This window comes from Scytonema sp. PCC 10023 (genome assembly GCF_963920835.1).
Classification (GTDB): Bacteria; Cyanobacteriota; Cyanobacteriia; order Cyanobacteriales; family Nostocaceae; genus Kalymmatonema.
In genome coordinates this window covers 24,056-37,027 of the sequence record NZ_CAWUDP010000002.1, presented here as the reverse complement: position 1 = coordinate 37,027, position 12,972 = coordinate 24,056, and the positions used below count along the sequence as shown (strand labels likewise).

The window sequence follows — 12,972 nt, the reverse complement described above, 5'->3', positions numbered from 1 at the left end:
ATTAACTACCAATTCATGGATCCAATTCCTCTGCCTTCACCGATCCACTACGAACTTATACTGCAACTGCTAGAGAGACAAACCATGCAAGCAGTCAGTAATAATCCAGATTTGCGGCATCAGGTGAATCAGCTCATTATTAGCCTACGTAAAGCGGCTGTACAACAAAAGCATTTGGAAGAAATTTGCCAGTCCTCATCTGTTAAGATTGACCATCGTTGGTCGCTCAATCATCTTAATACTGGGCAGATTGCTGCTCCCGAGTCATGAGTATAAGTCAAGGCATTTACTTTAGCCTTTGGCTAGCCTCAGAACTTGGCAAGTTTTAGGGAGATCAACTCACTGGAGGTAAAAATTGTGAGTAGAGAGTGCTGAGTAGAGATTTGGTGAGCATTTTCCCGACTCTCAATACTTGCTTCACTCTCTACCCAACTCCCGAACGCCCAGATTTTTTGTTCATATGCGACGATTGGTTGATTAGATAATGACTTCCAAAATTATATTTTTTTATAAATATTATTTTAGCAAAATTAAATAGGTAGGAATAAGGGACTTCCAATTAAAAAAAACTCCAATTTGTAGTGATGCACCGAATATTGGTGGGTTACGGCGCAATGGAAGTCCTGTATCTAAAACCTCTACTGTCGTGCGCCTAACCCACCCTACATAATGGATAATTTATTTTTTGGTACTCCCTAAGGAGAGGGTTGGCGTGAGGTCAAGCAGGAATTATAAGTAATTAAGCGGACATCATATTAACTTTATTTTTACGAGCTATTTATTAGATTAGAAAAATATCAGGAAGCTACAGCAACAGACTCCACTCCCTTAATTAACAAAATCAAAAGAGCGAGTTGATAATTCAACTCGCTCTTTATATCAGTCATCTTTATTTTTGCAATTTCATACATTAGCCTTTGTAAAAGGCATAGTCTATGCAGCATAGTTCGATTCTCCTTAATCAGCTAATCATTCCTATGCCGTCTCTAGCCAATCATATATTTGCTCTAACTGTTCTATGCTAATCAAGCCATATTGCCAAAGAATCATTGGCAAAGGACCTGGATCTTGCTCGCGATGACGAAGAGCGACTGCAATGGAAGCTGTGGAAATTGCCAAATCTTCCTGCAAAAAGCTAATAAATCTAGAATAGGTTGATGGTGACATTTTGTCTTCTACCTTCTCACATAGTGTGTACTTTTATATTTCAATTCACTATTTTTCAATAGTTGCAAGTAGCCAATATTTCACCTGTCACTATGCCCTTACCTAATAGATACTCCAGCTAAATTTGTCTGGATGTTCCTCAAACAGAGCTTTTATGAAAAAATAGACAATCGTGCCACTTGTCTTACCCAGTCTTAAGCAGCACAATGCTCAGGTATATGTGGTTTTATATTTTTACTTCAGTGTTCTAGTTAAATACACCTGTAGTAAGGAAGATTCCTTAGCTTATACTCCCTTATTGACTACTCTTTACACGTATGTCAAAAGGAATATTTTTTGTTATCTGGTGTAAAATCTGTTATCCAGTTTTGGAATAACAAGGCTTCAAGTATCTACACTGAATTAAATCATAGCCTCACAATAAACATTTTTACCAGACTACGCAAGACTTTTTTTACAGAAATATTACAAAAGCAATTTTATATGAACTTGGGAGCAGGCAAGATGCAAACCTTTATCTCCGTAAAGAACTGGAGTTTAAGAATTCAATTTTGACACGAGAGCCAACCTTCAAACCCAACTCCTCAGCTCGTCCGGAACGCAGTTCAATCACTTGGTTAATTGGTGTCTCGGGACCATAAGTCGGACAAGGATTGCTATTGCAAGGAGGTGCAGAAGGGGCAATATACTGCACTACACCATCCCGCATAAAAACCATATCCAGGGCTACGGGTACATTCTTCATCCAGAAACTGGCTTGGAACGGTGATGGGAACTGAAACAGCATACCACGATCATCAGGCAAAGCAGGGCGATACATCAACCCCATCGCTTGCTGTTGGCGCGTCTGGGCGACTTCTAACTGAATTTTTGTGCCATCGGGAACAACCGCCACAGCTGAAATTGGTAGTTGTTGACCAGCATTCTTAGTCAGTGGTGTTTGCTGCGAAGACATTGGTGCTTGAGATTGAGAGCTACTAGGCGTAGTGGTGGGAGAAACTGCTGGTGTAGGAACGGAACAGCCCGCTAGTAAAACGCCCAAAACTATTGATAGCAAACCGAGCCAATTAATCATAGCAATTTTTCTTAACAGTCGAAAAAATGATGAATTTTGAAACTAGAGGCTCTATATTATTTCATAATTCATCATTTAGCACTCACAATTTCCCATTCTCTTTATCTGCCCATCTCCACCGCAGTCCTGAGAACGGTCTACAACTGGTGGGAACCAAAGCACGGCGTACCTTGCCTACTGCCCCGCTTCCTTACTTGTGTTCAAGTTTCCCTTAATACGTAACCTACACCCCGTACCGTTTGAATGAGGCGCTTTTGACCTTCATCTTCTATTTTCAGTCGCAAGTAGCGAATGTACACTTCAATCACATTCGACTCGCCCATAAAGTCGTAACCCCAAACATTTTCCAGAATTTGTTCGCGGGTTAAGACTTCGCGGGGATGTTCCATGAGATACTTGAGCAGTTCAAATTCCTTCATTGTTAAGTCGATCGCCCGTCCATTAAGTATGGCGCGGCGGGTTGCGAGATCTAAAATGAGGTCGCCAAAACGTAACTGCTCAGAAGTATCAATATCAGGTTTTAAGTATAAGCGAACCAGGTTCAAAAAGTCCTCGGCGCGGTAAGGCTTGAGAAAATAATCATCAGCTCCTGCTTCTAAGCAAGCTACGCGATCATCAACTGTATCGCGTGCCATCAGTACCAGCACAGGCGATCGCATTCCACTGGTTCGGAAATTTTTACACAGCGACAGCCCTGATTCTCCTGCTAGCATTCGGTCAATCACAACTAAAGCAGGATCGCGATCGCGGCTGTATTGGATACCGTTTGTTCCATCATGAGCCACGATAGGGTCATAACCAGCTTCTTTCAAATCAAAAGCAAGCTGATTTGCTAGGCTTTCGTCGCTTTCAATCAGCAAAACACAAGGGCTATGAGCAAGCGTCATATTGATTTTGAATGTTCGATTTTAGATTTTGGATTTGGATTTAGTTGGTAGTGCAATTTACGGCTTTTTGATGATATATCAATCTTGACTTGGCACGCTTTGTTTCTACCATGTTTTAGCACGTATAAGTATCAGTCATAAAAATCAACAGATACAGTCATTTTAATCACTAATTCCAAATCTGGCTCTTGTCACTACCCTTGAGATAAAATAATTTTCCTACCGATAACCTTTGTTCAAACGTGCCACTCCGCTGCGTTATACATAGGTAATAAGCTGTTGTGCCTTTAAGAAAGCACAATTTGGGCGGGCAGGATGCCCACCCCACAACAATTTCATTTAAATATGCCTCGTTCCCACTGGAGTTTAGACTAAGTAACAAGAAATGACCCAGCAGGGCTGAGTTGATAAAAGACAAGCTTTAAGCACGAAAATCTTTGATATTAAGCCGATTTGGGTTGTTCTTTGCGAAGCTTTGGTGTATTTTTTTTGACAATAGGATAGCGGATTCTACGTTGTCGTGGTTGTCCTGGTTTCCAGCCTGGGGATTTTCCGCGAAGTTGAGGCGATCGTGCAGGAGTACTAATCGCCGCTAAAATTCCTCCCATAGCTTGAGCAACTCTTCCAGGAGTCAATTTGTCCATTGACTTTTGCCAAGGTAGGGGATTATCAGTAACAATATCACGGGCTAACCATAACTCCCAAGTCATCATTGGCATCAAATCACTCCAACGCTCACACTGTTTGGGGGTGCTTAGCTTAGGAAGTGTCCAGTGCAGGCGTTGCTTCAAAAAACGATACCAGTGCCAAAAGCCCCTCCCCGATGTTTTGGGGAGGGGTTAGGGAGCCAGCGCCCCTTCCGGGTGCGACTGGCGTGATGGGGTGTACCCACGTTGGTAATGATGAGTGTTTAAACGGACTTAGTATAATTTCTACATATCACCCCTAACTCATCCAAAATCCAAAATCCCGCTAGGGTAATTCCACAGAAGTGGGTTTAGCGATGTGTGGTAAACCCCAACCCAGTTTTTCTCGTAATATCCGGAAAAACTCTGGCGGTTGCAGGCGAATGAACCGGGCGCAGTAGTGTGATTTCTCTACATAAACCTTATCCTCTGGCATAACATAACACCCCCCGTTGCCATCCACAACCATAACTAGCCGAGGAGTATTCACTGGGTAGATGTTGACTGGCTCACTATCTGGAAACACCAACGCTCTAGAAGCCAGAGAATGAGGACAAATAGGTACGAGTTGCAACACAGGTACGCCAGGGGTGACGACTGGACCACCAGCACTCAACGAATATGCTGTAGAACCTGTCGGCGTCGATATAATCACACCATCGGCTGCAATGTCTACTGGTGCATGCCGACCCACTGCTATTTCAAAATGACACATAGAGGTCAACGGTTCCCGATGCAGCACCATCTCATTTAAGCAGAGAGCTTCCCACAGTATAGAATCTCCCCGAAAAACCTTGATTGTGAGCATCACTCTTTCCTCAATTTCATAATTGCCCAAGAGCAAGTTTTCTATTGCTTGAGGCAAATGATTGAGGTAAGTTTCCGTCAAAAACCCCATGTGACCAGTGTTAACCGTTAACATTGGGATACCACAAGGGGCGACCAATCGAGAAGCAGCCAGAACTGTACCGTCTCCCCCTAACACCACCGCAAACTTCATTTCTGAATCAAATCCAGGCGGTGTTAGTCCCTCAATTGGGGTGTGGCATACGGGACTTTCTGGAGTAGAATAACCCAGTATTCCACCGACGCCTGATGTGATGCAGACATCCCAACCTGCAGCGGTGAACTTGTCTTTCAGTTCGATAGCGATGCGACTCGCTATCGGCTTAACGTCATTGTAGATAATGCCTGCTTTGGGCACACTCAAATATCCAACTTATTGGTGACGCGCTTTATTATGTTAATCCTTACACATTTTTGATGTTTTAGTCATTAGTCATTTGTCATTTGTCATTTGTCCTTTGTTCTTTGTTCTTTGTGTAAGTACTACTGACGCATGACTCATGACTGCTCACTACTGACTGTTAACTTTCTTAAACGGCGATCTTTTTGGTTTTTGCTTCTTGGGCTGAATTTTCTCGTAATCTAACTCCTTAAGCTTCTTCATGATTCTGTTAAAGTACTCTTGCAGGTAACTTTCTACGGTCGTGGTTTCGTTTGGTTCTAATCCAAAGACCGTGTAAACCTCGTCCATTGGGGCATTTAGCGGTCTACCACTCGCTAGGACTTCTGTAAAGGCAAGTCTGTCTGCTACGTTCCATCCCCACTGGAAGAAGCGTATGACTCGGCGCATGGTACGCAGTAAGTTGATTGGCATCCGCGTGATCCGTGCTTCTTTTCCAGACAAACGTTCGCACACACCAATGATTTCCTCGGCACTCCAAGCACGAGTTCCCACCACCGGAAAAGTTTGCTTTTGAGTTTCTGGCACCTTCAAGGCGCGGATGGCAAATTTAGCAACATCCTGAGTATCCATGTAGGCAATCGGAGAAGACTCTCCTGTTACCCAAACAGGTTGTCCTTCCAATATGGGAATTCCATATTGCCCAATTAAGCCTTGCATGAAGCCAGCCAGCCGCAATATGGTATAATTCAAACCCGATTCAGCCAAAAATAGTTCTGTACACCGCTTGATTTCCATCAGCGGCACTTCCGGATATTTTTCGGCATCGAGTATGGAGAAAAAGATAAAACGCTCTACACCTGCAGCAACAGACGCTTGTATCAAAGAGACTTTGCCATCCCAATCCACTTGTCTGATACTTAGTGAATCTGTAGGACGAGATGTTGACGCATCGATGACTGCTGTGACACCTTCAAGTGCTGCGTTCAGTGTATGAGGATAACACAAATCTCCCGGTACGAGTTCCGCACCCCATTCTTTTAGAAATGTGGCTTTCTTGGCACTCCGGACAAGACAGCGGACTTTATACCCCTCATCGATCGCACGACGAGCCACTTGCCTTCCCAAAGTACCAGTGGCACCAATTATTAATAATGTCATGAGAGCTTTTTACAAATTTTAAAGTTTTATGAATAAAATCTTATCAGAATGATCTCTGTAAACAAAACTTTACATTTTTTTAACAAGTGTATACGAGACACAGAGGCTTCTTAGGTGCCTCTTGCCTCGATTTTGAGCTTCCCTACAGGGATTCCTCTTCTCCACCCTGAACTTTGAGCAACAACTCACCCAAAGCCCAGCCCACAAAGATTAAACCGAAGGACAACAGCGCTGCATTCAAAATTTCGCCGCCCATGAGTGTCATTCTCCTTTGAACATTGTTTAATTAAGTTAAGTCTACCAGAGCCGCAAAGAGCTGCCATAGTATTAGATGTATGTGAAACATTGTAAAGCTATATTGCTTATACAATTATCTGTATGTCCAAGTTTAATGAAAAAAATATAACATCAGTGCGAAGCCGCCCACGCTTGGCATTGACACTGGGAGATCCGGCGGGGATTGGACCAGAGGTGATTTTGAAAGCTCTTAGAGACCCGGAAGTTAGCAAAAGCTGTGACGTGACAGTGGTGGGTAGCCGGGATTTACTAGTAGAGACTTATACCAAACTGCAAGCCGAGAATTCTCAGCCCTTAGCAAATCCAGCAGAGCTATCAATACTTGATGTGCTGTTAGATAAGCACATACAGGATGAAATTATCATCGGGACGGGTAATGCGGCAAGTGGTGCGGCTAGCTTTGCTTATATGGAAACAGCTATCGCCTCCACAGTTGCAGGACAATTTGATGGTATCGTCACAGGTCCCATCGCGAAATCAGCATGGAAGGCGGCGGGGTATAACTATCCAGGACAAACGGAACTTTTAGCCGAAAAATCCGGCGCAAAGCGTGTGGGAATGTTATTTGTCGCGCGATCGCCTTTTGGGCGGCTCCCAGAGGGAGCATCACCCCACTCTGGCTGGACACTTCGTACTCTGCTTGCGACCACACATATTCCTTTAAGTCAAGTACCGAAAGTATTAACTCCGCAGTTGATGACAGAAAAACTTGATTTGCTGGTGGAGTGTTTGGAGAAAGATTTTGGTTTACAAAGCGCGAGGATTGTCATTGCTGGTTTGAACCCTCACAGCGGCGAACAGGGACAATTAGGACACGAAGAACAAGATTGGTTAATTCCCTGGATAGAGCAAGAACGTAAAAATCGCCCAAACTTACAGTTACAAGGTCCAATTCCACCAGATACAATGTGGGTCAAGCCGGGTCAAGCTTGGTATGGTAGCATTGAGCCTTCAAAAGCAGCGGATGCCTACCTTGCACTGTACCACGACCAAGGCTTGATACCCGTAAAGCTGATGGCATTTGACAGAGCAGTCAATACTTCTATTGGTCTTCCTTTTGTTCGTACTTCACCAGATCACGGGACGGCGTTTGATATTGCGGGTAAGGGAATTGCTGATGCTACGAGTATGAAAGCAGCGATACAGTTGGCGGCTGAGTTGGTGTCTCAGAGGCTTAAAATCATGTAAATGGTTAATGCGATCGCTTGAGATGCATTACTAAAGCTTGTTTCATAGAGGTAAGACGCTAGACTAGTTTGTGACGTTCTCCCACCACCTTTCCGGTGTACCGTTATGGTGGGGGCTTCTCCAAATCGCTTTGAAGCGAAGCGGTTCCTTTTAGGAACTAGAAATTTCCTGCTTCATTGGTCGTTACTCCAGATGCCCCAAGGCAAGCCATACAGCAACATCTGCGCTCCGATACCTCCACAGGCAGTTTAGACTCTCCTGACGCCCCACGGAGAGTTGTACAAAAAGCAAAGCTTTGTACTACCAAACCAAACTGGTTTTACGCATTGATGGTTTCATGCACACAACAATCTTTCTCAATGCAACCCCATACCAATTGTCAAGGTTCAGACCGTTCCCAGAGTTTGCACTGTTCACCTGCATTGCAGTTCGTTTGTGTCAATCTAGTCAGTGGTTAGCTGATATCATAATTGTAGCACATATAGACTACGATTATGGCAAGAGACAAAGTATTTCGAGTTCGCCTAACCCAGCAAGAATGGGACAAACTAGAAAAAACAGCGCTCAAGAGAGGGGTCTCTTCAGCCGAAGTGCTTCGAGATTATATCAAACGACTACCGACTCCAGAGATTGGCGACTCTTCGGACATCTCCTCCTTCACCGACCTACGGTCAGTTTAAGTTGGAGATACCCTCATCGCCTCCCGTCTTATATCCCGGCGCTAAACGGAGTACCGTTATAGCGCGGGACTTAAGACGAAGAAGTTAAAGGCAGAGTTCCTATTTCTAAATGATTGTCTGTGTATGGCTACTTTTGCAGCAGTTACTCCCAAACGTTTTACAGTCGCTGACTATCACCGCTTAATTGAATTGGGGTTTCTTACAGAAAATGACCGAGTAGAGTTAATTCGCGGAGAACTCATGCAAATGGTAGCAAAAGGAACGCCCCATACTGTTTGCAATACCTCCTTAGTTTACGAACTTACAATATTGCTCCAAGGACGGGCAATAGTCCGAGGACAAGAACCCATTACCCTACCTCCCAATAGTGAACCTGAACCGGATTTGGTGATTGCTTACAGTCGGGGCGATTGCCTTCGGCAGAGCTTCGCTAAACGCTACCTATCAGGACATCCAAGTCCGGCTGATATTTTGCTAGTGGCTGAAGTTGCAGATGCTACGCTCAAGTATGATCAGGAAGTGAAGTTACCACTCTACGCGGAGTCTGGAATTTCCGATTACTGGATATTTAATTTAGTAGCAAGTTGTTTGGAAGTTTACACTCAGCCCTATCAAGACTTGCAAGGCAACTTTGGCTATGCAAGCAAGCAGATTTTTTTGCCTCATGCTGTTGTAAATCTCCCTGGTTTTCCGGATTTATCTGTTGATTTATCCAAGGTGTTTCCCTGAAGGATGTGTAGTGAAAGTGCATGCTACGTCTCTACATTGGCGTCTTGATCACGGTTTTGGTTTTTATCAGCAAGCGAAAAGACAAAATCTAAAATCGGATGTGGCGCTTCACAAATGCCCATATCGGTATGAATTTCACTAACTCAGGATAGACGGGAATCAAAGGCTTTCCTCGTTTGCTGAGTAGTCCTTGCTTGCTGAATCGAACCGCCAATGTCCTTGCTAAGACAAATATGTCATCATCATAAATGTTTATTTCAGGGAATTGGATCAGCTTTGCCAAAGTTTCTGGATTGCCAATCTCACCCAAAGCATATGCCGCCTTCCATCTCACGAACGAGTCTGAGTGGTTGAGAGCAGCAATTAAAGCATCTACACCTTGGGAGTTGCCAATTTTACCCAAAGCAAATGCCGCGTCTCTTCTCACGTCCGAGTCTGAGTGGTTGAGAGCAGCAATTAAAGCATCTACACCTTGGGAGTTGCCAATTTTACCCAAAGCAAATGCCGCGTCTCTTCTCACGTCCGAGTATGAGTCGTTGAGGGCAGCAATTAAAGCATCGACGGCTTGCGAGTTGCCAATATTACCCAAAGCATCTGCCGCCTTCCTTCTCACGTACGAGACTGAGTCGTTGAGGGCAGCAATTAAAGCATCTACACCTTGGGAGTTGCCAATTTTACCCAAAGCATCTGCCGCCTTCCTTCTCACGTACGAGACTGAGTCGTTGAGGGCAGCAATTAAAGCATCGACTGCTTGGGAGTTGCTAATCTTAGCCAAAGCAGATGCCGTGTAGCTTCTCACGTGCGAATCTGAGTCGTTGAGGGCAGCAATTAAACCATCCACTGCTTGGGAGGAGCCAATTTTACCCAAAGCAGCTGCCGCGTTCCTTCTCACGTCCCAGTTTGAGCCGTCGAGGGCAGCAATTAAAGCATCGACTGCTTGGGAGTTGCTAATCTTAGCCAAAGCAGATGCCGTGTACCTTCTCACGTCCGAGACTGAGTGGTTGAGGGCAGCAATTAAAGCATCGACTGCTTGGGAGTTGCCAATATTACCCAAAGCATCTGCCGCGTTCCTTCTCACGTCCCAGTTTGAGTCGTTGAGGGCAGCAATTAAATCATCGACTGCTTGGGAGTTGCCAATCTTACCCAAAGCTTCTGCCGCCTTCCATCTCACGTCCCAGTTTGAGTGGTTGAGGGCAGCAATTAAAGCATTGACTGCTTGGGAGTTGCCAATCTTACCCAAAGCATCTGCCGCCTTCCATCTCACGCCCCCGTCTGAGTGGTTGAGGGCAGCAATTAAAGCATCGACTGCTTGGGAGTTGCCAATATTACCCAAAGCATCTGCCGCGTTCCTTCTCACGTCCGAGTTTGAGTGGTTGAGGGCAGCAATTAAAGCATCGACTGCTTGGGAGTTGCCAATCTTACCCAAAGCATGTGCCGCGTTGCTTCTCACGTCCGAGTCTGAGTCGTTGAGGGCTTCTTCCAACTTCTGGCACATCTGTGAGTTGACTTGACCAAGCGTCACGACTGTTGATGTAATGAAACTAGCACTTGGGTAAGACTGCCAAAACTGGTAAATGCTGTCGATTATCTTATGTTGTAGTTTGTGGTTAAAGGAGATTGCTTCGCTCCACTTCGTTGCACTCGCAATGACAGGTGCTACTTTGCATTCAGCAGCAGCACGACCAGCCAATAACAACAACGTTTTAAAAATATCATCTTTTTCTTTGGTGATAGCTTGCAGCAAGGGAATTGGATCTTTTCTCAACCCTGCCAATAAAGTCAAAGTTTCATGCCAGTCGTATTCCCAAAAATGTTCTCTCGCCAACGCAATACCATCACTGGCATTATTCAAATAAGAAGCCGTCAAATACTCCTGAAAAGTCCGATGGAGGAACAGGTATTGCTCTCCTTGCCTTGCCAATTTTTGGATAATACCATCTTCCTCACACAGTTCTTCAATTAAATTGGCGGCTGTGGCATTTCTGAAATCACTGCCACTCTCACCTCGCAGAAATTTTTCAATTTTGTCCCGCAGTTCCCGTAGCGAAAAAATTTCTTTGCCTTCGCAGCTAAATTGATATGCCAGTGATTCTAATAATTGAATTTTGGCGATAACCCAACCATCAGACGATGATTGTCTATAATTGTCACTCCGCCATTTGCTCAACATATAATTAACGGGTTCTTCATAAACCTGAGTCCGCCCTGCAGGAAGCGTCAGCTCTTTTTCTTGATACAAACTACACAGCAAGGATAAAAGTAAGGGATTTTGTGCTAATCCTGTAATTTGGGGTTTATCCCGCAATTCTTCAATCAGTTTCTCTGCTGAAACGGAATCATCTTCAATGTAACCCGCAGCATTGGTGAACCAAGTTTCAATATACTGTTCTGTTTGCTTTTGGCTAAAAGGAACGATTTCCACCTCCTTAGCACTCTCCACAAAAGCGCCACCATAACCCACAATTCGGGAAGTGCAAATTATCGGACAGGGATAATTTCTGGCAAATCGGTTCAGCTTGTCTTTTAAGTCATTGCGATGTTCTTTTGGCACTTCATCTAAAGCGTCTAAAAGCAGCAGACATTTGCCATTTTTCAATTTCTCTTCTAATAAATGCTTGACCAGTGGCGCGGTTTTCGGGTAGTCTCTTTGTATGATGAGTCTTATTGTGTCTATAACTTCAGTCGCTTGCTCATCCAAATCAGATAGCCTGATAAACAGCGGAAATATCACATCATTTATAACTCCCTCTCCTTGTAGGAGAGGGTTGGGGTGAGGTTTGGCTCCCTCTCCTTGCACGAGAGGGTTGGCGTGAGTTCTAGCTCCCTCTCCTTGTAGGAGAGGGTTGGGGTGAGGTTTGGCTCCCTCTCCTTGCACGAGAGGATTAGCATGAGTTCTAGCTAATAACTTCTCCCTTTCTGCTTGAGCCGTTAACCCAGCCTCCATCTTCAATAAAGTAGATTTTCCCATACCTGGGTCAGCCAGAACCATAATTTTCTGATTCTCTTTTTTTGCCTCTTCCCAGTCAACTTGTGTCCGCTGAGATTCTTCACCCATGCGTTTAAGGGCGTAGGCGCGTTTGAGTTCGGCTTCAGATTCCCCATATTCCCAGAAATTTTCTACATCTTTGCGTTTTGTTTCCAAGCTGACTTGAATAGGAATATATTGTTCTTTCAAGAGAATTGGCTGCTGGGTGTGGAAAAGCTTAATGTATTTGAAATAGTCTTCAATCTCTTGCAGGAATTGACAAACAGCATTTTTCTCTGGCTCTAGTCCTAGTTGGTCTAATTGCGTTGTAATATTGTCCCAGCGAATGACAAAACTTTCATCGCTTTTGCTGCATTGGATAACACCCACCACTCCGCCCAATTCTTCCACAAAAACTGCTCCGCCACTCGTTCCCGACTCCACTTTGGCATCAATTCTGTGGGAGAGAAAAGTAGATGTTTCCTGGGGGAGTTTATTCCAAGAGTTAGTAAATTTTATTTCCTGAGTTCCATAAGTAGAGACAGTCTTGAGAGGCGCACTGCGATCAATACTTTGAGCAGAAACAGCGAACCCTTCGGGAAAATTTTTCTTTTTTGCAGGCGGAAATCCATAGACTGTTACCGATGTTGATAGCTGTTGAGGATTGATAATCGGAACTGCCTTGGCATTTGTGACATTTATTTTGAGAATGGCAATATCAATCTCTGGGTTTGAAAGTTCTTCGCACCACTGCGCCTCGTAAATCTCCCCGTGATACTCTACCTTGAGTAAGTCCAACAAATAGATAACATGATGGCAAGTCACCAGATAGCCATCAGCACGGATGATGAATCCAGAACCCGCAATCTCTCCTTTTGGCGAGTTAGGGTTGAGAATTTTCACCATCGATTCTCTAAGTTGATCCAGGGTGTAATGACTCACGGCGCAGAA

General features: G+C 44.4%; 12 protein-coding genes. 4 read left to right on the top strand and 8 right to left on the bottom strand.

What is annotated here, in order from left to right; translation table 11 throughout:
• Window positions 1–15 precede the first annotated feature (15 nt).
• Window positions 16–270, top strand: coding sequence for a DUF5340 domain-containing protein (locus ACM0OZ_RS01615; RefSeq protein ID WP_073635720.1), 255 nt, complete (start codon window positions 16–18; stop codon window positions 268–270).
• A 705-nt stretch (window positions 271–975) separates the two neighbouring features.
• Here the strand turns inward: ACM0OZ_RS01615 and ACM0OZ_RS01610 are convergent.
• The 7 genes from ACM0OZ_RS01610 to ACM0OZ_RS01580 all read right to left on the bottom strand — a co-directional run bounded on the left by ACM0OZ_RS01610 (window position 976) and on the right by ACM0OZ_RS01580 (window position 6,418).
• Window positions 976–1,167 (bottom strand): DUF2949 domain-containing protein, encoded by a 192-nt coding sequence (locus ACM0OZ_RS01610; protein ID WP_073635718.1) that lies wholly within the window; start codon window positions 1,165–1,167, stop codon window positions 976–978.
• Between the two features lie 514 nt (window positions 1,168–1,681).
• On the bottom strand, window positions 1,682–2,242 hold the full coding sequence (locus tag ACM0OZ_RS01605; protein ID WP_414581092.1) for a DUF192 domain-containing protein: 561 nt from the start codon (window positions 2,240–2,242) through the stop codon (window positions 1,682–1,684).
• Between the two features lie 200 nt (window positions 2,243–2,442).
• The gene (gene nblR / locus ACM0OZ_RS01600; RefSeq protein WP_414581091.1) at window positions 2,443–3,129 is read right to left on the bottom strand and encodes a response regulator transcription factor NblR; all 687 of its coding nucleotides are present in this window, start codon (window positions 3,127–3,129) and stop codon (window positions 2,443–2,445) included.
• 443 nt (window positions 3,130–3,572) lie between these two features.
• Window positions 3,573–3,920, bottom strand: a complete 348-nt coding sequence (locus ACM0OZ_RS01595) for a hypothetical protein (RefSeq protein ID WP_414581090.1) — start codon at window positions 3,918–3,920, stop codon at window positions 3,573–3,575.
• Between the two features lie 181 nt (window positions 3,921–4,101).
• Window positions 4,102–5,019, bottom strand: a complete 918-nt coding sequence (locus ACM0OZ_RS01590) for an NAD(+) kinase (protein ID WP_041039267.1) — start codon at window positions 5,017–5,019, stop codon at window positions 4,102–4,104.
• 153 nt (window positions 5,020–5,172) lie between these two features.
• A complete protein-coding gene (locus ACM0OZ_RS01585; protein ID WP_414581089.1) occupies window positions 5,173–6,162 on the bottom strand; it encodes an SDR family oxidoreductase in 990 nt (329 codons plus the stop codon).
• 142 nt (window positions 6,163–6,304) lie between these two features.
• A complete protein-coding gene (locus ACM0OZ_RS01580) occupies window positions 6,305–6,418 on the bottom strand; it encodes a PetM family cytochrome b6-f complex subunit 7 (protein WP_073635712.1) in 114 nt (37 codons plus the stop codon).
• Window positions 6,419–6,540: 122 nt separating this feature from the next.
• On the opposite strand from ACM0OZ_RS01580, the gene pdxA reads away from it, so the two are divergent.
• The 3 genes from pdxA to ACM0OZ_RS01565 all read left to right on the top strand — a co-directional run bounded on the left by pdxA (window position 6,541) and on the right by ACM0OZ_RS01565 (window position 9,056).
• Window positions 6,541–7,647: a 4-hydroxythreonine-4-phosphate dehydrogenase PdxA gene (gene pdxA / locus ACM0OZ_RS01575; protein ID WP_414581088.1), complete on the top strand. Its 1,107-nt coding sequence runs from the start codon at window positions 6,541–6,543 to the stop codon at window positions 7,645–7,647.
• Window positions 7,648–8,141: 494 nt separating this feature from the next.
• Entirely contained in the window at window positions 8,142–8,327 is a 186-nt protein-coding gene (locus ACM0OZ_RS01570; RefSeq protein ID WP_414581087.1) for a hypothetical protein, read from the top strand.
• Window positions 8,328–8,450: 123 nt separating this feature from the next.
• On the top strand, window positions 8,451–9,056 hold the full coding sequence (locus ACM0OZ_RS01565; RefSeq protein WP_414581086.1) for a Uma2 family endonuclease: 606 nt from the start codon (window positions 8,451–8,453) through the stop codon (window positions 9,054–9,056).
• 88 nt (window positions 9,057–9,144) lie between these two features.
• Here the strand turns inward: ACM0OZ_RS01565 and ACM0OZ_RS01560 are convergent, their stop codons facing one another.
• Window positions 9,145–12,963, bottom strand: coding sequence for a HEAT repeat domain-containing protein (locus ACM0OZ_RS01560; RefSeq protein ID WP_414581085.1), 3,819 nt, complete (start codon window positions 12,961–12,963; stop codon window positions 9,145–9,147).
• Window positions 12,964–12,972 lie beyond the last annotated feature (9 nt).